Source organism: Microvirga sp. M2, assembly GCF_047497095.1.
Taxonomy (GTDB): Bacteria; Pseudomonadota; Alphaproteobacteria; order Rhizobiales; family Beijerinckiaceae; genus Microvirga.
In genome coordinates, this window is sequence record NZ_CP134064.1 from 210,500 (window position 1) to 230,169 (window position 19,670).

Sequence of the window (19,670 nt, forward strand, 5' to 3'; positions counted from 1 at the left end):
TCCGTTACTCTGCCGCCGCGGGAACGCGCGGAGCCTTGTCGAAATCCTCGGGGAAATGGGTCAGGGCGCTCATGACCGGCAGCGGAGTGAGTCCGCCCATGGCACAGAGCGAGGCATCGGTCATGAGAGTGCAGAGGTCCTCGAGCACTTGGACATTCTTCTCCAGCTCGCTCCCTGCGATGATCCGATCCATCACCTCGACCCCACGCACGGCGCCGATACGGCAGGGCGTGCACTTGCCGCAGCTTTCCGCGGCACAGAACTCGAAGGCGAAGCGCGCCTGCCGGGCGAGATCCACGCTGTCGTCGAACACGACGATGCCGCCATGCCCGAGCATCCCGTTCCGGGCGGCGAGCGCCTCGTAATCCAGGGGAACATCCAGCATGGAAGCCGGGAAATACGCCCCGAGGGGGCCACCGACCTGGACCGCCTTCACGGGACGGCCCGTCGCCGTTCCGCCGCCGAAATCCTCGATGATCTCGCTTAAGGTCGCTCCAAAGGCGAGCTCGATCAGCCCGCCGCGCTTGACATTGCCGGCAAGCTGAATCGGCAGCGTGCCCCGGGAGCGGCTCATGCCGAAATCGGCATAGGCCTGGGCTCCGTGCGCCAGGATCCACGGCACCGTGCCAAAGGACAAAACATTGTTGACGACGGTCGGCTTCCCGAACAGTCCGTGCAGGGCCGGAAGCGGCGGCTTGGCCCGCACCATGCCGCGCCGGCCCTCCAGGCTTTCCAGAAGGGCGGTCTCCTCGCCGCAGATATAGGCTCCCGCGCCGAGCCGCGTCTCCAGCGTGAAGGCGCGGCCCGATCCCAGGACGGATGCCCCCAGATAGCCGGCCCTCGCAGCAACCTCGATGGCTCTCGACAGCGTCCGGTAGGCATGCGGATATTCGGAGCGGATATAGACGAACCCCTTGCTGGCCCCGACCGCCAGCCCGGCGATCGTCATGCCCTCGATCAGGGCGAAGGGATCGCCTTCCATCAGCATGCGGTCGGCGAACGTGCCGCTGTCGCCCTCGTCCGCATTGCAGACGATGTACTTTTGTGCGGCTTCGGCGTGGAGAACCGTGCCCCATTTGACGCCTGTGGGGAATCCTGCTCCGCCCCGTCCCCGCAGGCCGGAGAGCTTGACCTCGTCCACGATGGCCTGAGGCTCCAGAAAAAGCGCGCGGTCGAGACCGGCATAGCCGCCATGGCTCCGATAATCCTCGAGCGACAAGGGATCGACGATGCCGCAGCGGGCGAAGGTCAGGCGCGTCTGACGGGCCAGATAAGGCTGGTCCTCCAGGCGGCCGAGGCGGAGCGGATGATCCTTTCCGTCGAGGAAACCGGCCTCGAACAACTCCACGATATCGGCAGGCTTGAGCGGGCCGTAGGCGATCCGGCCCTCGGCCGTCTCGACCTCCACCAGAGGCTCGAGCCAGAACAGGCCCCGGGAACCGGTCGTCACGATGTCCAGCGCTAATCCGCGCCGGGATGCCTCCTCGGCCAGGAGAGCGGCGATCCGGCGGGAGCCGAGGGCAAGGGATGCGGCATCGGCCGACATGAAGACCCTGGTCATAGCCCCCTCGCCTCCCGGACGACCTCGTCGAGCGTCCCGGGGTCGAGGCGCCCGATCGGCTCGCCGTCGTAAAGGGCGGACGGGGCGCAGGCGCAGAGGCCCAGGCAAAAGACACCCTCGACCGTCAGGCTGCCGTCCGGCGTCGTCTCGCCCCAGCCGATGCCGAGCGTTGCGAGGAGTCCCTGTGCGACAGCGGCGCCATTCATCGACTGGCACGCCTCCGCCCGGCAAAGCTTGAGCACATGACGCCCTGCCGGCTGGCGGCGGAAATCGTGATAGAAGGTCACGATGCCGTGGATTTCGGCCCGGGAGAGGTTGAGCGCCTCCGCGACGAGGGGGATCGCTTCGTCAGGGATATGTCCGAATTCGTCCTGCAACGCATGGAGGACCGGCAGCGCGGCACCGTCGCACCGTGCATGAGCTGCGACGATCTCCCTTGCGCGGTCGCTGGTCCACGGGGTGGAAGTGATCATGGCCTCACCAAACGTTGATCGGGAACGCTCGATCGATGGAGATCAAGGTTCTGCTCTGGTGGAGTTAAGAACCTTGCCGCCAGGATGGCAACCGGCATTTCGGCCGAATGGGCGGCTCCCCTTGAATTAATAGACGATGACGGATCGACGCCGATGTCGGATTCTTGCCGGTCATCCAAGAATTCTTGCCGGTCATCCAAGAACGCGCCTCATGGTGGCGGCGTATTTGTCCATGATGGCGTCCCGCTTCCCGTGACGGCCTCCCGACACGACGGTTCGGCCTGAGACGATCACGCTGTCGATGACTGCCGTGCCGGCCGTGAAAACATAGCCGTCGAGCCAGCGATCGCCGGAAACCGCCGAGAGATGAGGATGCTGGGGGTCGAGCACGACGAAGTCGGCGCGACGACCGGTGTCGATGGCGCCGACCCGGCGGCCGACGGCGCGCGTGCCGCCCGCGAGCGCTCCCTCGTAGAGAACGCGCCCCGTCGACTCTCCCTCGTTTTCCGGCAGCACATTGCGCGCCCTGTGATGGAGACGCTGACTGTACTCGAACTGCTTCAACTCGCCCGGCGCGCTGAGTTCGATATTGGAATCGGATCCGACCCCGAAAGCTCCCCCGGCTCTGAGGAAATCCACTCCATTGAAGATGCCGTCTCCGAGATTGGCCTCCGTGATCGGACAAAGACCGGCCACGGCGCCGCTTTGAGCCAATCGCCGGGTCTCCTCCGGCGTCAGATGGGTGGCGTGGACGAGGCACCACCGGCTGTCGACGGGAGCGTGGTCGAGCAGCCATTCGACGGGGCGCCGGCCCGACCACGCAAGACAATCCTCGACTTCCTTGATCTGCTCCGCGATGTGAATGTGAACGGGTCCCGAGGGAGCCATCGCCAACAGGTCTTGCAAGTCCTCCGGAGAAACGGCGCGCAGGCTGTGGGGCGCGATGCCGATCGCGGCATCGTCGAGGCAAGCGAGCGCATTCTTCGCCTTCTCGTAGAGCACGGCGTAGTGTTCGACGTCGTTGATGAAACGGCGCTGACCTTCCGTGGGCGCCGCCCCTCCGAAGCCCCCGTGCGAATACAACACCGGAAGGAGCGTGAGTCCTATGCCCGTCTCGCGCGCGGCCGCCGCGATCCGCGCGGAAAGCTCGGCAGGATTGGCATAGGGGTTCCCGCCGGCATCGTGATGCAGGTAGTGAAACTCGGCCAATGCCGTGAAGCCGCCCTCGAGCATCTCCACCATCGCGGCCGCCGCGATCGCCTCGATGTCGTCAGGCGTCAGCCGCTCGAGGAACCGGTACATGATCTGGCGCCATGTCCAGAAACTGTCGCCGCGTGGCCCCCGCGTCTCCGCAAGGCCGCCCATGCCACGCTGAAACGTGTGGCTGTGCAGATTGGGCAAGCCTGGCAGCGCAATACCGGCGATACGCTCCCGCCCTTCGGTGGAGGCATTTGCCTGCACGGCGCAGATGCTGCCGTCGGCGATGTCGATCCCGACATCCTTGGCCCATCCCGTAGGAAGCAGCGCGTGATCGAATGTGAGCTTGCGTGTTGATGATGCCATCGTCTTGCCACCGCAGGATCGTTCGAATGAAACCGGCGAGAATGGATGCAGGCCGCGGAGCGAGCAAATTCCCGGTTCGAAAAACACCGGAGGCTTTGCCCCATCGGGGCGGCCGTTGCCCTCGGTGCCTATCGGTCCATCCATCCCCAATCCGGATATTACCAATCTCGGGAATTATGTATAGACATACCTCATCCAATATGTATAGACTTAATCATAGCAAAGTGAAGGTTGCCGTCGAGACAGGAGAAACCCATGCGTTTCGATACGGTCTGGTTCAATGCGCGGCTTGCGACGCTGGCCCCTGCCGCCGGCGGCCTCGGCATCGTTCATGACGCCGCGATCGCGGCCAGGAATGGCCGCATCGCGTTCGCGGGACCCGTCGGCGATCTTCCGACAGCCTGGGACGCCGTCGAGAAGGTCGATTGCGAGGGCCGTTGGATCACGCCCGGCCTCGTCGATTGCCACACTCATCTCGTTTTCGGCGGCGACAGAGCGGCCGAATTCGAGATGCGCCTGAACGGCGCAAGTTACGAAGAGATCGCCCGCGCGGGAGGCGGCATCGTCTCCACCGTGAAAGCCACCCGGGCCGCAAGCGAGGATGATCTCGTGGCGGGAGCGCTCCCCCGCCTCGACCACCTGATCGCCGAGGGCTGCACCACTCTCGAGATCAAATCCGGCTATGGCCTCGATCTCGAAACGGAAGCGCGAATGCTACGCGCAGCCCGACGCCTTGGCCGCGAGCGCCCCGTCACCGTCGTCACGACCTTTCTCGGGGCCCATGCCCTGCCGCCGGAGGCGAACGGCGACAAGGACGCCTATGTCGACACGGTTTGCCGGGAGATGCTGCCCGCCATCGCCCGGGAAGGTCTCGCGGATGCGGTCGACGCCTTTTGCGAAGGAATCGCCTTCTCGCCGGAACAGACCGCCCGGGTCTTCGAGACCGCCAGGACGCACGGCCTGAAAATCAAGCTTCATGCGGACCAGCTCTCCAACCTGCACGGCGCGAAACTCGCGGCCGGGTTCGGCGCGCTCTCGGCCGACCATCTCGAGTATACCGACGATGAGGGAGCCGGCGCGATGGCACAAGCCGGAACGGTCGCGGTGCTCTTGCCCGGAGCCTTCTACACGCTGCGCGAAACGCGGCTGCCGCCGGTCGACGCCTTCCGCCGGCACGGCACCCGGATCGCGCTCGCGACGGACTGCAACCCCGGCACGTCGCCTCTGACCTCGCTTCTCGTCGCCATGAACATGGGCGCGACCCTGTTCCGCCTGACTGTCGAGGAATGCATCGCGGGCGTGACGCGCGAAGCCGCGCGTGCGCTCGGAAAACTCGACGAGATCGGCACACTCGAACCCGGCAAGGCTTGCGACCTCGCGATCTGGGACATCGAGCGGCCGGCAGAGCTCGTCTACCGCCTCGGCTTCAACCCGCTGCACGCCCGCATCTGGAGAGGACAGTGACTGACATCGTAACGCTTATTCCCGGCTCCGTTTCTCTGGCCGATTGGCGCTCCGTCTATCGGGGCGCAGCGGTGGCTCTCGATGACGGATGCCGCCCCAAGGTCGAGGCGGGCGCCGGCACCATCGAGGCCATCGTGGCCAAGGGCGATCCCGTCTACGGGATCAATACCGGCTTCGGAAAGCTCGCGAGCGTGCGTATCGGCTCGTCCGATCTCGCGACGCTCCAGCGCAACATCGTCCTGTCGCATGCGGCAGGCGTCGGTGAGCCCCTCCCGGCCGGAATCGTCCGGCTGGTCATGGGCCTGAAGCTCGCAAGCCTGGCGCAGGGAGCCTCCGGCGTGCGCTGGTCCACCATCGAGCATTTGGCCGCATGCCTGAGGGCAGGCCTCTTCCCTGTCATTCCCGGTCAGGGCTCGGTCGGCGCATCCGGCGATCTGGCCCCGCTCTCCCACATGACGGCGGCGCTCATGGGCGTGGGCGACATCCTCGTGGACGGCATCCGCATGCCGGCGGAAACGGCCCTCGCCGGAGCGGGTCTCAAGCCTCTCGTTCTCGGCCCGAAGGAGGGCCTTGCGCTTCTCAACGGCACGCAGGTTTCGACGGCCCTGGCGCTCGCAGGCCTTTTCGAGGCGGAGCGCGTGTTCCAGGCAGCCCTCGTCACCGGGGCATTGGCGACCGACGCCGCCAAGGGATCGGACGGGCCGTTCGATGCCAGAATCCAGACGCTGCGGCGCCACCGGGGACAGATCGAAGTGGCGGCCTCCCTGCGCATGCTGATGCAGGGCAGCGCCATCCGGGCTTCGCATCTCACCAATGACGACCGCGTGCAGGATCCCTATTGCCTGCGCTGCCAGCCGCAGGTCATGGGCGCGGTGCTCGACCTGCTGCGTCAGGCGGGCGAGACGCTCGGCACGGAAGCGAACGGCGTCTCCGACAATCCGCTCGTCTTCTCGGAAACCGGTGAGGTCATTTCCGGCGGCAACTTCCATGCGGAGCCCGTCGCCTTCGCGGCCGACATGATCGCCATGGCCCTGTGCGAGATCGGCTCTCTCGCCGAGCGGCGCATCGCCATGCTGGTCGATCCCGCTCTTTCGGGCCTGCCCGCCTTTCTGACCCCGAAGCCGGGCTTGAATTCGGGCTTCATGATCCCGCAGGTCACGGCTGCGGCGCTCGTCTCCGAGAACAAGCAGCGCGCCTATCCGGCCAGCGTCGATTCGATCCCGACATCGGCCAACCAGGAAGATCATGTGTCCATGGCGACCCATGGCGCACGGCGCCTGCTAGGCATGGCGGCGAATACCGCGAACATCATCGGCATCGAACTGCTCGCCTCGGCACAGGGCTGCGATTTTCATGCACCGATGCGCTCGAGCGTGCGGCTCGAGGGTGCGCGCACGCTCCTGCGAACGGACGTGCCGCGTCTGGAGGAGGACCGGCACATGGCGCCCGATATGGAACGGGCGACCATGCTCGTCGCATCCGGCTCTCTCGCGGCCGCCGTGGGCAAGGACGTCCTGCCGTCCGTGACTGAAGAGAATCTGTGAAAGGCAGAGCCGCCATCATGACTGCTTCGGATTATCTCTCTTCGCTCTCCGTCTTTCGCGGAGACGCGCCGTTGATCGTGAGCCTGCCGCATACGGGCACGGAGATTCCGTCCGAATACGAAGCGGGCTTGGTCTCTCTCTGGCTCGCGCGCAAGGACGCCGACTGGTGGATCGAGCAGCTTTACGATTTTGCTCCCGGTCTCGGCGCGACCGTGATCCGCACGCCGATCTCCCGCACGGTGATCGACGTGAACCGCGATCCCACAGGCATATCGCTCTATCCGGGACAGGCGACGACGGAGCTTTGCCCGACCACGACCTTCGATGGCGAGCCGCTCTACGAGCCGGGAACGGCGCCGACGGCAGAGGAGATCGCCGAACGCCGCGCACGCTTCTTCGATCCGTATCACGCGACATTGCGGACCGAGGTCGAACGGCTGCGGGCGCGGCACGAGCGTGTCGTCGTCTATGACTGCCACTCGATCCGCTCGGTCATTCCGCGCCTGTTCGACGGCACCCTGCCCCACTTCAACATCGGCACCAACGGCGGTGTCACCTGCGCGCCCGCTCTCAGCGTTGCCGTCGAGACGATCTGCGCGGACAGCGGCTTCAGCCATGTGGTCAACGGGCGCTTCAAGGGCGGCTACATCACGCGCAACCTGGGCAAGCCCGAGACCGGCGTTCACGCCATTCAGATGGAGCTCGCCTGTCGCGGCTACATGCGTGAGCCTCTCGGCCCGGTCACCGAAGGCGCATGGCCGACGCCTTATGACGAGGCTTATGCGGCGCCCATGCGCGCCGTTCTCACCCGCATTTTCGAAGCCTGTCTTTCCTTTGCCGCACCAGAAGCCTCACCGAGGACCAAGCCATGACCCGCATCGACAACACCCGCGTGATCCGCGCCGCGCACGGTACCGAGCTGTCGGCCAAGAGCTGGCTGACCGAAGCGCCCCTGCGCATGCTGATGAACAATCTCGACCCCGATGTGGCCGAGAAACCGGGCGAGCTCGTCGTCTATGGCGGCATCGGCCGCGCAGCACGAGACTGGGAGAGCTTCGATCGCATCGTTGCGGCGCTCAAGGCCCTGGAGGCGGACGAGACCTTGCTCGTGCAATCCGGCAAGCCCGTCGGCGTCTTCCGCACGCATCCGGATGCGCCCCGCGTGCTGATTGCCAATTCAAACCTCGTGCCGCACTGGGCCACCTGGGACAAGTACCACGAGCTCGACCGCAAGGGCCTCATGATGTACGGCCAGATGACGGCGGGTTCCTGGATCTATATCGGCAGCCAGGGCATCGTGCAGGGCACCTACGAAACCTTCGTCGAGGTCGGCCGCCAGCATTACGAAGGCAATCTTTCGGGACGCTGGATCCTTACCGCCGGCCTCGGCGGAATGGGCGGTGCACAGCCGCTCGCGGCCACCATGGCGGGAGCATCCTGCCTTGCCGTGGAATGCCAGCCGAGCCGCATCGAAATGCGCCTGAGGACGGGTTATCTCGATAAACGCGCCGACACGCTGGACGAGGCGATTGCGATCATCGAGCAATCGTGCCGTGACAAGAAGCCGGTTTCGGTCGGGCTTCTCGGCAACGCCGCCGAGATCTTCCCGGAGATCTATCGGCGCGGCATCCGCCCGGACGCCGTCACGGACCAGACCTCGGCTCACGATCCGATCAACGGCTACCTGCCGAAGGGCTGGACTCTCGCGGAGTGGGAGTCGAGGCGCGAGACCGACCCGAAGGCCGTCGAGCGCGCTGCCAGACACTCCATGGCGGAGCACGTGCGCGCCATGCTGGATTTCCATAAAGCCGGCGTACCGACCCTCGATTACGGCAACAACATCCGCCAGATGGCGAAGGAAGAAGGCGTCGGCGATGCCTTCGCGTTTCCGGGCTTCGTGCCGGCCTATATCCGGCCGCTCTTCTGCCGCGGCATCGGCCCCTTCCGGTGGGCCGCACTCTCGGGCGACCCGGAGGACATCTACCGTACCGACGCCAAGGTGAAGGAGCTGCTCCCGGACAACAAGCATCTCCATAATTGGCTCGACATGGCCCGCGAGCGCATCCATTTTCAGGGGCTGCCCGCCCGCATCTGCTGGGTCGGTCTCGGCGACCGGCATCGTCTCGGCCTCGCCTTCAACGACATGGTCGCAAGGGGCGAGCTGAAGGCGCCTGTCGTGATCGGCCGCGACCATCTCGATTCCGGTTCGGTCGCAAGCCCCAACCGCGAGACGGAGGCCATGCGGGACGGATCGGATGCGGTGTCCGACTGGCCGCTTCTGAACGCCCTTCTCAACTGCGCGTCCGGAGCCACCTGGGTGTCGCTGCACCATGGCGGCGGCGTGGGGATGGGCTTTTCGCAGCATTCGGGCATGGTGATCGTCTGCGACGGCACGCCCGAGGCGGCCAAGCGCATCGAGCGCGTGCTCTGGAACGACCCCGCCACCGGCGTGATGCGCCATGCCGACGCGGGATACGACATCGCGATCGGCTGCGCCCGCGAGCACGGGCTCGACCTCCCGAGCCTCGGCTAGGCTGCCGCCATGCGCCTCGTTCCGTCGACCAGCTACCGCCGCATGCCGTGGAAGAACGGCGGCGGCGAGACCATCGAAATCGTCTCCTCACCCGAGGGCTCGACCCTGAGCACCTTCGAATGGCGGGTCAGCATGGCGAAGGTCGCATCGCCCGGCCCGTTCTCCCTGTTCCCGGAGATCGACCGCACGCTCGCCGTGCTCGACGGCAGCGGGATCCGGCTGTCCATCGCGGGGCGGGGCGAGGTTCTGGTCCATCCCGATACGGCGCCCGTCTCGTTCCCGGGCGACGTCCCGGTCGAGGCGGATCTGGTGGACGAACCCATCATGGATCTGAACGTGATGACCCGGCGGGGTCGCTACGGGCATGCCATGGCACGGATGAGCGTCGCTGAAGAAGTCGGCGTGACATGTCGCGGCGACATCACGCTCATGCTGGTGACCGGCTCCGGCGCGACGGCCAATGCCGCCGGCACGGCGATCTCCGCCGCGGATGGCGACACGATCATCGTGTCCAAGGCCGAGGGAGCGGAGTCCGTCCGCATCAGCCCGCAGGGAAGCCTGGAACTCTACATCATCGACATATGGCGAGCGTAACGTGACAGACCCGATCGGCCTCAACCCTCACATCGTCGTCCTTCCGCCATACAATGCCGGCATGAGCATCGGGGCGGCGCGCCGGGCCAGCGGTCGCCAATCCATCGCGCGGCTGGCCAGCAACGAGAACCCCGACGGCTGTTCTCCTGCGGTTCTGGAAGCCCTCGCTCCGACAGGGCTGGAGCCGTGGCGCTATTCGGATCCGGCGTGCATGGTTCTGCGCGAGGCACTGGGCGAGCATCTTGCCACCCATCCCGATCACATCGTCGTCGGAAATGGATCCGAGGAGATGATCGCGGCCCTCTCGCGCGCCCTATTGCTGCCGGGCGACCACGTGGCGACCGTGGCCCCGAGTTTCGGTCTCCACGAAATCGAGCCGCGCGCGATGGGAGCGACGGTCGTGAAGATCCCTATGACACCGGATCTGGCCTTCGACCGACCGGCCATCCTCGACGCCTTGTCCCGGCGGCCGAAGCTCCTGATGCTCAGCTCTCCCTGGAATCCGGTCGGGCCCGCTCTGTCGCATGAGGCCCTGGACGCCATTCTCAAGTCCATGAGCCGCGAAACGGTCCTCGTCTTCGACGAGGCGTATTTCGAGTATGCCGACGAGGCGGCGCGCGTTGACGGCGTCGCCCTGCTCGCCGGGACGGATATCCGTTACGTCGTGCTCAGGACCTTCTCGAAGGCCTATGGCCTGGCCGGGCTCAGGGTCGGATATGCGGTCTGCTCCGATATCCGGATCGCGGATGCGATCCGGAAGGCCAAGACACCCTTCAACGTCAACGTCGCCGCTCAGACGGCCGCCCTCGCGGCCTTGGGCGACCAGGCGTGGATGAAGGCGTCGGTGGCGCGCATCCGGGCCGAGCGGGAGCGTGTCGCATCGGCCCTGCAGGATATGGGCTATGCGCCTGCGGCGTCGCAGACCAACTTTCTGTTCTTCGCGTGCCATAGCCACAGCACCGACATCGCCGATCGCCTGCTTAAGGAAGGCGTCATCGTCAAGCCGTGGCGGGAAGACGGTTACCAGCGCTTCCTGCGCGTCACGATCGGTCATCCTGACGAAAACGACCGGCTGCTCCTCGCCTTGCGGGCTCTGGCGGTTTCTAAGGTCTAGGGCATCGGTGAAAACCCGCCCGGCCATCATACCGGACATAAGCCCGGTGAGATGATGGCGCGGCCGGCCACGATATCCATATCCCGGCGCCGGATTCGCGAGTAAAGAAGGATTTCCAGGAGCAATCCGGAGTACGGGACGAGTTTTTATGCATATCTATGAGCGGATCCGGGACGATATCGAAAGGCGGATCATGTCGGGCGAATGGGCGCCCGGAGACCGGGTTCCCTTCGAAACCGAACTGGCGGAGCAGTACGGCTGCTCACGCATGACGGTGAACAAAGTTCTCTCGGCCCTTGCCAATCAGGGATTGATCATCAGAAAACGTCGCGCCGGTTCCGTCGTGGCTGCCCCGAGCGCCGACCGCGCGGTTCTCGAGATCCAGGATTTCGCGCTGGAAGCCGAGCGCGCCGGCAAGACGTACCAGCACAGGGTCCTGCACCGCGGCGTGGAGGCGATCGACGCCGCAGCCGCAGCGCGGACCGGTGCCCGAGCCGGCGCGAAAGTGCTCTGCGTCACGACGCTGCATCTCGTGGAAGGTCAGCCGGAAGCCTACGAGGAGCGCATCATCAATCTTGCCGCCGTGCCGGAAGCCCGCACGGAGCAGTTCGAGCAGATGCCCCCGGGAACATGGCTGTTGAACCGGGTGCCCTGGACGGATGCGGAGCACGTGATTCGGGCGGTCAATGCCGATGCCAAGCTGCAAAAGCACCTTCAAATCCCGCCCGGTACGGCATGCCTGCTCCTGGAGCGGCGAACGTGGCAGGCCGGCATCTTCATGACGGAGGCCCGCATTACCTACCCCGGCGAGCGTCACCGGCTGGTCGGCCGGTTCTCCCCGGCCGGGACAGGGCAGTTCCCGGACCGATCGAAGCCCGCAGGGGCGTAATCCAGGCCGGGACGGGCGCCTCAGAGCGGGTCGACCACCTTCCCGGGATTGAGCAGTCCCTTCGGATCGAGAAGACCTTTGATGGCGCGTGAGAGTTTCTGCTTCACCGGATCCGCGTAGCGCTCGAAAGCCGCCCGCTTTTTGAGACCGATCCCGTGCTCCGCCGAGAAGCACCCTCCGATCGCATCGAGAGGCCCATACAGTATCTCCTCGACACGCTGCTGGACGGCCGCCGGCAACGGACCTTCGATATTGAGCACGATGTGGAGATTGCCATCGGCCAGGTGGCCGAAGACATACGGATCCAACGGCGGGTCGATGCTCCTGAGCGCCGGGCCGAGGCGATCGACATAGCTGTCGATCGCTCTCCCTGGAACGGAAACGTCGAACGAAGGCGCCTGCGGATGGAGACGGTAAAGGATCTCGGTGTCCTCGCGAACCCGCCAGATTCGGTCGGCCTGTTGCACGGAACCGGCGACGACGCCGTCCTTGATGATCCCCGCATCCTCATAGATCGCCGCCAATCCGTCTTCCAATGCCGCGGAAGCAGCCTCGAAGCTATCTCCGCCCAGTTCAAGCGCCAGGAGGCAGTCGGCGTCGAGAGGAAGCTGGCCATGCTCGAATCCCAAGGCTGCGCCGGTGGTCTGCGCGTATTTGCGCCACATGATCTCCGCGGCGCGCAGATTCGTACCGCCGCGCGACAGAAAGTACGTCACGACTCTCTGGGCTGCGGCCGCGTTGTCCACGCCGACGAGAGCGGTCGCTCGCGCACGGACCAATGGCTCGAGCTTGATGACTGCACGGGTCACGATCCCGAGCGTTCCTTCCGCGCCAATGAACAGGTGCTTGAGATCGTACCCGGCACTTGTCTTCATGACCCGGGTCAGATCGCTGAAAATGCTTCCATCCGGGAGCACGGCTTCAAGCCCGAGCACGCGATGGCGCATGACACCGGATCGAAATGCCATGATTCCGCCGGCATTGCTCGAAATGAGACCGCCCACCGTCGCCGAGCCGCGCGCAGCAAGGTCGATGGCGGGATCGAGCCCGAACGCACTCGCGGCCTCCTGCAGTGCGCCCAGTGTCACGCCTGCCTGGACCACGGCGATGCCCGATACAGGATCGATCTCTTCGATGCGATCGAGTGCGCCCAGATCACAGATCAGCGTTTCGGGATTCGTGACGGCGCCGCCGACCAGGCCCGTTCGTCCGCCATGAGGCACGACCGGGATCCCCCTCGGACAGCACCAGCGCAGGAGGTTCGCGACGGCATCGGGCGAATCCGGCCGGACAGCGGCGAATGCCCTGAGGTTTCGCGCATCCCATCCTGGATCCCGTCCGGCAAGTTCACTTTGCCCTTGCACGGATCCCCCGCCGATCATGCCGCGCAATTCTTCGATGTCCTGCGCGTGGCGCATGCAAAATCTCCGACAGTTCCGTTGTGAGAGGATCTCGTCACGATGCCACGCTGGAGACATCGGGCCGGCGGGCCGCCAGAAGTCGGTCGAGCCACTCCGGATCGACGTCCGGAACCGACGACAGCAGAAGCTCCGTATAGGCAGGATGAGGCGGCGTGAGGACTTCCGCCTTCGTGCCTTGCTGGACGACCCTGCCCCTGTGCATGACGACGACCTGGTCGGCGATGGCTCTGACCGTCGCGATATCATGCGTGATGAAGAGATAGGAGATCGACAGCTCCCTCTGCAATCTCAAGAGGAGCTTCAGGATCTCCTCCTGAACGAGTTGGTCGAGAGCGGACGTCACCTCGTCGCAGACGATCAATTCCGGATTGGCCGCAAGGGCACGCGCAATGCAGACGCGCTGCTTCTGACCGCCTGAGAGCGCAGCGGGCAAACGATCGAGAAACTTCGCGCTCAGCTCGATCATGTCGAGAAGCTGGACGATGCGCTGTTCGCGCCTTTGCCCGTTCAGCCCGAAATAGAACGCGAGAGGCCGTCCAATGATCTCGCGAACGGTGTGGCGTGGATTGAGCGATGCATCCGGGCTCTGATGGATCATCTGCAGGCGACGCAGCTGCTCCCTGCTCCGATCCCTGACGGCACGCGGGAGCCTTTCGCCGGAAAACGTGATCTCCCCCGAGCTGGGCTTGAGGAGACCCGTGATGACCCGGGCGAGCGTCGATTTTCCGGAACCGGATTCGCCGACGATCGCCACCGTGCGGCCACGCTCGATCTCCACCGTGACGTCCTCCAGAGCCGGCAGCGTGCCGTAATGGGCCGTGAGATCCCTCACAGTCAGGAGCTCGTTGCCCCTCGGCTCGGCATCCTTCGCCAGCTTTCTCACAGCCCACAGGGAACGGGTATAGTCATGTTGGGGATGCGCCAGCATGGTCCGCGTAGGGGCCTCTTCGATCAGGCGGCCGTGCCGCAGCACCATGATTCTGTGGGCGAGCTGCGCGACGACGGCGAGATCGTGGGTGATATAGATCGCAGCGGTCTGGAACTCCTCCACGATCCCGCGGATCGCGGCCAGGACCTCGACTTGAGTGGTCACGTCCAAGGCCGTCGTCGGCTCGTCGAAGATGATGATGTCGGGACAACATACCATCGCCATTGCGGTCATGACCCGCTGGAGCTGGCCGCCGGACACTTCGTGAGGATACCGGAAGCCGATCGCTTCGGGATTCGGAAGAGCCAGGCGGCGAAACAGATCCTGGGCATCCCGGACTGCCTCCTGTCGCGAGCGCCCTCCCCGGGTCACAGCGACCTCGACGACCTGATCCATGAGCCGTCGCGCGGGATTGAAGGACGCCGCCGCGCTTTGCGCGACATACGCGATCTTCGAGCCTCTCAACGCACGGCGTTCCGCGGAAGGCATGTGCAGGAGATCCCGTCCCCTGAAGTGCACCGTCCCGCTGACGACGCGGCATCCGGCGCGGGCGTAGCCCATGGCGGCGAGACCGATCGTCGACTTTCCGGCACCCGACTCGCCTATGAGCCCGAGGACCTCGCCCCGGTGCAGGGTCAGGTCGAGCCCGTGCACGATCTTGTGCCAGGAACCGCCGCTGAACCCTTCCATCTCGAGCCCACGGATCTCGAGAATGGCCTCGCGATGCATCGCTGCGTGCATGGGAACGATCCGTTGTTCAATTGTCATCGCGCGCTCCGCTCGTCGATGCCACGGCCCAATCCACGATCAAGTTGACGGCAACCGTCAGAAGCGCAATGGCGGAAGCGGGAAACAGCGGCATGAGGATGCCGAACGAGATCGCCGCCGCGTTCTCTCGCACCATTGATCCCCAATCGGCCGTCGGCGGCTGAATTCCCAATCCGACGAAGCTCAATGTCGCGATGAAAAGGAACACGAAGCAGAACCGCAGCCCGAATTCTGCCGCCAGTGGGGCAATGGCGTTCGGCAACAATTCCCGGCGCATGATCCAGCCGATGCTTTCGCCGCGCAATCTCGCGACTTCGACGAAGTCCTGAGCCTCGAGATCCATGGCGACGGCCCGGGTGATGCGAAAGACGCGCGTTGCGTCGAGAAGGGCGATGACCCCGATGAGGACAGGGACCGACGATCCGAGCACCGCCAACACCATCAAGGCGAAGATCAGGGTCGGAAAGCCCATCATGACGTCGACGATACGGCTGAGAACCTGATCGACCGCGCCGCGCATCGTCGCCGCGAAAAGGCCGCAGGTAATTCCGACCGAGAACGAAATCACGGTCGTCAGGAGAGCGATCAGGATCGAGTTTCGGGCGCCGAAGATCAGCCGGGTCAACACATCGCGTCCCAGATGGTCGGTCCCGAGCCAGGTCGTCGACGCGGGGTCGCCCGCCGCTGCCCCCATGAGGCCCGGTGCCCAGGGATCGCCCACGATCTGCCCCTCCGCATAGGGCGCGATCCACGGCGCGAACAGGACACAGAGCAGATTGACCGCCAATATCCCGATTCCGATCCTGGCCGACAGAGGCGCGTGTTCGAGCTTATCGAGAATGTTCATCTCACACCTGCTGTCGGGGCCGCTTCAGCCTGGGATTGGACAGGACCGACAGAATGTCGGCGAGCAGATTCAGAAGCACATAAGTCGCCGCGAAAATGATGCAGCAGGCCTGTACGACGGGAATGTCCCGCTTGGAAACCGAGTCGACCAGAAGCTGCCCCAGTCCCGGGTAAACAAACACCACCTCGACGACGACGACCCCGACGACGAGATAAGCCAGGTTCAGGATGACGACGTTGATGATGGGGGAAAGCGCATTCGGCAGCGCATGCCGGATGACGATGGAGACTGGCGGAATGCCTTTGAGATGAGCCATCTCGATATAAGGCGCAGCCATGACGCCGACGATGGCCGCGCGGGTCATGCGCAACACGTAGGCGATCACGGCCAGAGCCAGGGTCAAAGCCGGCAATGTCAGCAGCGCGATTCGCTGCATCCAACTCTCTCCGGATCCCACCAACGCAACGGCCGGCAGCCAGCCGAGCTTGACCGAAAAGATCGCCACCAGCATGTAAGCGGTGAAGAATTCCGGGAAGGAAATTCCGGCCAGCGATGCCGTGGAAGCCACACGATCGAAGACCCGGCCGCGATAGACCGTCGACAGAATGCCGAGGCCGATCCCGATCGGCATCGCGATCGCCGCAGCCGCCAGGGCGAGGACGACCGTGTTTCCCAACCGGTCACCGGCCAGCTCGACCACGGACCGGCCTGTTGCCAGGGAACGACCGAGATCTCCGTGCAGCAGGTCGACAACCCACGCCACGTACCGCACCGCCGCCGGACGGTCCAAGCCGAGTTCGTGGCGCAATGCGGACACGGCCTCGGGGGTCGCGCCCTGGCCGAGAACCGCCTCCGCGAGGTCGCCAGGCAAGAGCTCCACGGAGAAGAACACGATCAGTGAAATCGTCAGCAGCGTCGCCAGCCCGAGGGCCAGTCGCTTGGCTGAAATGGAGAGTATGACATTCATCGGCACCATCCCTTCAGGGCGGGTATCGTCTGCCCTGGCGTCGTCCCGGGACATTGCGCCACCGCAGGCACTTGCCGGCGCGGTGGCGCGTAGGACCGCAGCGGGTCAGGCAAACCACCAGCGCTCGGCGGCGCGGCTGCCATCGAGCATGTACTCGCCCGACAATTCGCCATGCGTCACCTTGCTGCTGACAGCATCGATGAAGTCGGAGAAGGCGAAGATGTTCGATCCGCCATCGTCGTGAACGATCCTCTGGAGCTCCGCATAAAGCGTGCGGCGCTTCTCGGTGTCGAACTCGCGGCGGGCCTCCTCGACGAGGCGGTTGATGCGATCGTCGTTCAGCCGGGTTTCGTTCCAGCCTGCCTTGATGCCGTCCGCCGTGTAGACGAGGCTGAATATGACATCCTCGTTGACACGTCCGCTCCACCGGGTCGCACAGAAGGGCTTCTTCGACCAGACCGAGCTCCAATATCCGTCCTCGGGCTCCTTCACCACGTCGATCGTGATGCCCGCCTTGGCCGCATGAGCCTTGTAGAGCACGGCAGCATCGGTCGCGCCGGTGAAAGGGGTGTCGGAAACGTGCAGCTGCACTTTCAGATCCGAAACGCCCGCTTTCTTCAGGTGGAATTTCGCCTTATCCGGATCGTATGACCGTTGCGGGACATCCGCGCTATACATCTGATAGGCGGGCGACAACGGGTGATCGTTGCCGACAGAACCGAATCCGTTGAGAATGCGCTTGACGATATCCTCCCGGTCGATCGCGAGTTTCATGGCCAAGCGAACATCGTTGCTCGTGAACGGTCCCTGATCGACCATCATCGGGAAAGCGAAATGCGCCTTGCTTCTGACTCGGTTGATCCGGATTGCATTGCTGCGCTGAAGCAAGGAGACCGTCTTCGCATCAACCGAATTATACGCATCGATCTGCCCCGTCAGAAGCGCGTTGGCGCGGGCTGTAGCATCCTTCATACAGATCATCTCGACGGTATCGAAATGTGCGCGGTCGGCCTTCCAGTAATTCGGATTGCGCCGCACGACAGACTTCACGCCCGGCTGGAAATGCTCGAGGATGTAGCCCCCGGTACCGACACCCTTGTCGAAATCCGTCTCTCCGTTCGGCACGATGTAAAGGCCAACGGCACTCGTGATGGCCGGGAATCCGACATTGGCGTCCTTCAGGTCGAAAATCACCGTGTTGGGCCCGTCTGCCTTCATCGAAGCGACCTGCGCCAGGAGCGGGCGGGCCTGTGACTTCGATCCCTCCTTGAGATGCAGGTTGAATGAATAGATGACGTCGTCCGCGGTGAACGGCTTGCCGTTATGGAACGTCACTCCTTTGCGGAGGATGAAGGTCCAGGATTTCGCATCCTTCGAGCCTTCCCAGCTCTCCGCGAGCTCCGGGATCAAAACTCCCCCGGGACCGACCTCGATGAGGTTGTTTCGCAACTGCCAATGCAGGTTCTGCTGGAACTGCGAGTCCATCAGAGTCGGATCGAGCGTCTCGGACGTGGAAAAGTCCGCCATGCCGATACGCAGCGCGCCGCCCTTACGAGGTGTTTGGGCCCTCGCCTTCAGCGGAAGCGAGCTTGCCAGGCCCAAAGTGCCTGCTCCAAGGAGCAAACCACGCCTGTCGATGATGATTGTGTCGTGCATTGTCTTTCCTCCCGTTGGGATAGATTTTTTGTCGTTTGGCGCAGTTTCGGATGAACTGTCTTCTTGTTGATTGCTGCTCCGCTGATTGTGAGCGATGTCTGCTCCTCGATCCGCACATATTCGACGTCGTGACGCCCGTCGGCTTGGGCAGCACGTCTGCACATTCAAGGAAAAGCGATCTCGACGGATGTTCTCGGCCTGGAGCAGCACAGGAGCAGCTCACCGGGACCGGGCAGCGTCAGCGGTTCCTCGAAGTATTCGATCTCGCCGCTGAGGAGGCGGCTTGTACACGTGCTGCAGACACCGGCACGACAACTGAAAGGCGGCTCGAGGCCCACGGATTCGGCAAGCTCCAGGAGTGATCGGGCACCATTCGGCCAAGGTATGGGCGCAGCAGAACCGTTGAAGCTCACGGTTACTTCTGACGTCCCGTCTTTCTGAGCAGGGTCAGGTCCGGGAGAAGGCCCGGCATTGCGAATGGTCGTCTCTGCAGGGGACGGGGATTCGTCGCCAGTGGCAAGTACCGTGGCCGGTCCGAAAAACTCGTAACGAATGCGATGCTTTGGAATACCGAGTCCGCGAAGCAGCGAGTAGTTCGCCTGCATGAACCCAGCCGGGCCGCACATATAGACGTCGTAATCGTCCAGTGGCAGGAGCGCCTGCAGTGTCTCCTTCGTGATCAGGCCCTTGCTGTCGTAGGCTCCGGCGGCCTCATCCACGTCCGTCGGCACACGATAGCAGAAGTGGATCCCGATGCCGGGACGGCTTGAGGCCAGGGCGAGGACCTCGTCTCTCAGAGCGTGAACCCTGCCGTTCTCGCAGGCATGGACGAAGAACACCGGCCTCTCGGTATCGGATGCGAGCTCGTGCAGCATACTGACCACCGGCGTCAGGCCGACGCCCCCGCTCAGAAGAAGGACCGGCCGGAGGCTTGTGCGATCGAGGCAGAATTCGCCGCGCGGCCCATGGACCGACAGGATGGTGCCGATCTGAGCGTTATGAAGATAGCTGGATCCCACCCCCTCCGGGGCGTCAGGCAGATGTGGCGGCGGCATTTCGCGCTTCACGCTAATACGGAAGCTATGTGTGAGCCTGCAACTGCTGGAGATACTGTAGTGGCGGAGCAAATTCCCGGAACCGCTCGCGTCCGGCAAGCGCATGACGATGAACTGTCCGGGGATGAATGGTCTGACGGACGACCCACATACGGGCGTCAGTTCAAGCGACATGATCGTTTCACTTTCGCGGCGCTTTGCGACGATCTTGTAGTCGGAGAAGGACGTCTCTGTCGGTTCAGGATTCATCGGATCAGTCAGGTACGAAGGCATGATCGGGGGCCGAGCGACCA

16 protein-coding genes are annotated in these 19,670 nt (G+C 64.3%); 7 read left to right on the forward strand and 9 right to left on the reverse strand.

The features are described 5' to 3' along the window. Positions 1 to 4 precede the first annotated feature (4 nt). From RE429_RS20760 to RE429_RS20770, 3 genes are all read right to left on the reverse strand, one after another. The gene (locus RE429_RS20760; protein WP_414475253.1) at positions 5 to 1,561 is read right to left on the reverse strand and encodes a formate dehydrogenase beta subunit; all 1,557 of its coding nucleotides are present in this window, start codon (positions 1,559 to 1,561) and stop codon (positions 5 to 7) included. Continuing rightward, positions 1,558 to 2,034, reverse strand: a complete 477-nt coding sequence (locus tag RE429_RS20765; protein ID WP_414475254.1) for a formate dehydrogenase subunit gamma — start codon at positions 2,032 to 2,034, stop codon at positions 1,558 to 1,560. Before RE429_RS20765 ends, RE429_RS20760 begins: the two co-directional genes overlap by 4 nt. Positions 2,035 to 2,226: 192 nt before the next feature. After that, entirely contained in the window at positions 2,227 to 3,597 is a 1,371-nt protein-coding gene (locus RE429_RS20770; RefSeq protein WP_414475255.1) for a formimidoylglutamate deiminase, read from the reverse strand. Positions 3,598 to 3,852: 255 nt separating this feature from the next. Between RE429_RS20770 and hutI the strand changes: the two genes are divergently transcribed. The 7 genes from hutI to hutC all read left to right on the forward strand — a co-directional run bounded on the left by hutI (position 3,853) and on the right by hutC (position 11,735). Continuing rightward, positions 3,853 to 5,061, forward strand: coding sequence for an imidazolonepropionase (gene hutI / locus RE429_RS20775; RefSeq protein ID WP_414475256.1), 1,209 nt, complete (start codon positions 3,853 to 3,855; stop codon positions 5,059 to 5,061). Continuing rightward, complete coding sequence (hutH, locus tag RE429_RS20780) at positions 5,058 to 6,605, forward strand: histidine ammonia-lyase (RefSeq protein ID WP_414475257.1); 1,548 nt, start codon at positions 5,058 to 5,060, stop codon at positions 6,603 to 6,605. Before hutI ends, hutH begins: the two co-directional genes overlap by 4 nt. Before the next feature lie 17 nt (positions 6,606 to 6,622). Continuing rightward, a complete protein-coding gene (hutG, locus tag RE429_RS20785; protein WP_414475258.1) occupies positions 6,623 to 7,477 on the forward strand; it encodes an N-formylglutamate deformylase in 855 nt (284 codons plus the stop codon). Then, entirely contained in the window at positions 7,474 to 9,138 is a 1,665-nt protein-coding gene (gene hutU / locus RE429_RS20790; protein ID WP_414475259.1) for a urocanate hydratase, read from the forward strand. The genes hutG and hutU overlap by 4 nt, the downstream gene beginning before the upstream one ends. Before the next feature lie 9 nt (positions 9,139 to 9,147). Continuing rightward, positions 9,148 to 9,732, forward strand: a complete 585-nt coding sequence (locus tag RE429_RS20795; RefSeq protein WP_414475260.1) for a HutD family protein — start codon at positions 9,148 to 9,150, stop codon at positions 9,730 to 9,732. Between the two features lies 1 nt (position 9,733). Then, positions 9,734 to 10,846 carry a histidinol-phosphate transaminase gene (hisC, locus tag RE429_RS20800; RefSeq protein WP_414475261.1) on the forward strand — a complete coding sequence of 371 codons (1,113 nt, stop codon included), beginning with the start codon at positions 9,734 to 9,736 and terminating at the stop codon, positions 10,844 to 10,846. Between the two features lie 148 nt (positions 10,847 to 10,994). Next, entirely contained in the window at positions 10,995 to 11,735 is a 741-nt protein-coding gene (hutC, locus tag RE429_RS20805; protein ID WP_414475262.1) for a histidine utilization repressor, read from the forward strand. Positions 11,736 to 11,755: 20 nt separating this feature from the next. On the opposite strand, the gene RE429_RS20810 is transcribed toward hutC, so the two are convergent. The 6 genes from RE429_RS20810 to RE429_RS20835 form a co-directional block, all read right to left on the reverse strand. Further along, entirely contained in the window at positions 11,756 to 13,153 is a 1,398-nt protein-coding gene (locus RE429_RS20810; RefSeq protein WP_414475263.1) for an FAD-binding oxidoreductase, read from the reverse strand. Between the two features lie 37 nt (positions 13,154 to 13,190). After that, positions 13,191 to 14,852 carry an ABC transporter ATP-binding protein gene (locus RE429_RS20815; protein ID WP_414475264.1) on the reverse strand — a complete coding sequence of 554 codons (1,662 nt, stop codon included), beginning with the start codon at positions 14,850 to 14,852 and terminating at the stop codon, positions 13,191 to 13,193. After that, the gene (locus RE429_RS20820; protein WP_414475265.1) at positions 14,842 to 15,699 is read right to left on the reverse strand and encodes an ABC transporter permease; all 858 of its coding nucleotides are present in this window, start codon (positions 15,697 to 15,699) and stop codon (positions 14,842 to 14,844) included. Before RE429_RS20820 ends, RE429_RS20815 begins: the two co-directional genes overlap by 11 nt. A gap of 1 nt (position 15,700) precedes the next feature. Continuing rightward, positions 15,701 to 16,666, reverse strand: a complete 966-nt coding sequence (locus tag RE429_RS20825) for an ABC transporter permease (RefSeq protein WP_414475266.1) — start codon at positions 16,664 to 16,666, stop codon at positions 15,701 to 15,703. Between the two features lie 105 nt (positions 16,667 to 16,771). After that, positions 16,772 to 18,322: an ABC transporter substrate-binding protein gene (locus RE429_RS20830; RefSeq protein WP_414475267.1), complete on the reverse strand. Its 1,551-nt coding sequence runs from the start codon at positions 18,320 to 18,322 to the stop codon at positions 16,772 to 16,774. A gap of 164 nt (positions 18,323 to 18,486) precedes the next feature. After that, positions 18,487 to 19,650 carry a 2Fe-2S iron-sulfur cluster-binding protein gene (locus tag RE429_RS20835; protein WP_414475268.1) on the reverse strand — a complete coding sequence of 388 codons (1,164 nt, stop codon included), beginning with the start codon at positions 19,648 to 19,650 and terminating at the stop codon, positions 18,487 to 18,489. Between the last annotated feature and the right edge of the window lie 20 nt (positions 19,651 to 19,670).

Coding starts and splice junctions, on each gene's coding strand:
- RE429_RS20760 (WP_414475253.1), bottom strand. CDS start 1,561: ATGACCAGGGTCTTCATGTCGGCCGATGCCGCATCCCTTGCCCTCGGC.
- RE429_RS20765 (WP_414475254.1), bottom strand. CDS start 2,034: ATGATCACTTCCACCCCGTGGACCAGCGACCGCGCAAGGGAGATCGTC.
- RE429_RS20770 (WP_414475255.1), bottom strand. CDS start 3,597: ATGGCATCATCAACACGCAAGCTCACATTCGATCACGCGCTGCTTCCT.
- hutI (WP_414475256.1), top strand. CDS start 3,853: ATGCGTTTCGATACGGTCTGGTTCAATGCGCGGCTTGCGACGCTGGCC.
- hutG (WP_414475258.1), top strand. CDS start 6,623: ATGACTGCTTCGGATTATCTCTCTTCGCTCTCCGTCTTTCGCGGAGAC.
- hutU (WP_414475259.1), top strand. CDS start 7,474: ATGACCCGCATCGACAACACCCGCGTGATCCGCGCCGCGCACGGTACC.
- RE429_RS20795 (WP_414475260.1), top strand. CDS start 9,148: ATGCGCCTCGTTCCGTCGACCAGCTACCGCCGCATGCCGTGGAAGAAC.
- hutC (WP_414475262.1), top strand. CDS start 10,995: ATGCATATCTATGAGCGGATCCGGGACGATATCGAAAGGCGGATCATG.
- RE429_RS20810 (WP_414475263.1), bottom strand. CDS start 13,153: ATGCGCCACGCGCAGGACATCGAAGAATTGCGCGGCATGATCGGCGGG.
- RE429_RS20815 (WP_414475264.1), bottom strand. CDS start 14,852: ATGACAATTGAACAACGGATCGTTCCCATGCACGCAGCGATGCATCGC.
- RE429_RS20820 (WP_414475265.1), bottom strand. CDS start 15,699: ATGAACATTCTCGATAAGCTCGAACACGCGCCTCTGTCGGCCAGGATC.
- RE429_RS20825 (WP_414475266.1), bottom strand. CDS start 16,666: ATGAATGTCATACTCTCCATTTCAGCCAAGCGACTGGCCCTCGGGCTG.
- RE429_RS20830 (WP_414475267.1), bottom strand. CDS start 18,322: ATGCACGACACAATCATCATCGACAGGCGTGGTTTGCTCCTTGGAGCA.
- RE429_RS20835 (WP_414475268.1), bottom strand. CDS start 19,650: ATGCCTTCGTACCTGACTGATCCGATGAATCCTGAACCGACAGAGACG.